General features: G+C 44.8%; 1 protein-coding gene. It reads right to left on the minus strand.

The genetic code is table 11. The annotated features are described in order from the left end of the window. Positions 1-1,404, minus strand: a 1,404-nt coding sequence (rbsA, locus tag A3738_RS02980; RefSeq protein ID WP_068763341.1) for a ribose ABC transporter ATP-binding protein RbsA, incomplete at its 3' end; no start/stop codon positions are given. Positions 1,405-1,411: the final 7 nt, after the last annotated feature.

Genomic DNA, 1,411 nt, shown 5'->3' on the forward strand with positions numbered 1-1,411 from the left:
CACTTCCGCTGTTGTCGCTTGCTGTTGAGTTTGACCCACCGCACATGCCAAAAGTAACTCTTGATCAGCCTCTTCAGCCTTGAACTCACCAGTCAGTTTGCCTTCATGCATTACCAAAATTCGATCACTCATACCTAGTACTTCTTGCATTTCGGACGACACCAAGATGATGCTCATACCCTGCTCTTTAAACTGGTTAATGAGTTGATAAATCTCTTTCTTCGCGCCCACATCTACGCCACGTGTCGGCTCATCCAGGATAAGCACATCGGGTGATGTCATAAGGCCTTTTGCAATCGATACTTTCTGTTGGTTTCCGCCAGAGAGATTACCAATCATCTGCGACTGGCTTGGCGTTTTCACATTGAAGGCTTTGATAAACTCATCCACTTGCGCACGTTCTTGTGCCGTTTCGATGCGTCCTGTTTTGGTTAAGTCTTTTAAAGAAGACAAGGTCATGTTTTCTTTCACCGATAGGCACAACACTAAACCGTCTGCTTTTCGATCTTCAGAAATGTAAGCAATTCCTGCCTCAAGTGCTTGCTGCGGACTCTTTGGTTCGACCACTTTGCCATTGAGCTTCATTTCACCAGCGTTTTTAGATTCAGCACCATAAATGGTTTTCATTAATTCAGTTCGCCCAGCGCCCATTAGACCAGACACACCTAAAATTTCGCCTTTTCTTAACTGAAAACTTATATCTTTGATATAAGCGCCGCTCAAACCAGAAACTTCAAGACAAACACCATCGTGCTGTACAGGAATCCTTGGATATTGTTCTTCCAACTTACGGCCGACCATTAGTTCGATCAATTCATCTTCATTGGTCTGTACCACCAAAAGTTCCCGAATAAACTTGCCATCTCTTAGCACCGTAATGTCGTCGCACATTTCAAAGATCTCTTTAATCCTGTGCGAGATATACACAATGCCGCATTGCTGCGCGCGTAATTCATCAATGACTTTGAAAAGAGATTTGGTTTCTTTATCGGTAAGAGCATCCGTCGGTTCATCCATGATGATCACCTTGGACTCAAACGAGAGCGCTTTGGCGATTTCGACCATTTGCTGTTCGCCAAAACGCAAGGTGCCTAGCAAGGCTTTGGAACTGTATGGAACATTTAAACGCGCCAAGAGCTGATCGGCATGTTCAAACATTTTCTTCCATTGAATTTTGCCAAAGGCATTGGTCGGTTCGCGTCCTAAGAATATGTTTTCGGCGATGGTTAGCTCGGGAACGAGATTCAATTCTTGATGGATAATACTGATCCCCACTTCTTGCGATTCACGTGGACCAGAGAAAGAAACCGTTTCGCCTTGATAATGAACGCTCCCACCGTCAGAGCGGTAGATGCCAGTTAGCACTTTCATCATTGTGCTTTTTCCTGCGCCGTTTTCACCCATTAAGGCC

Source organism: Oleiphilus sp. HI0066, assembly GCF_001635725.1.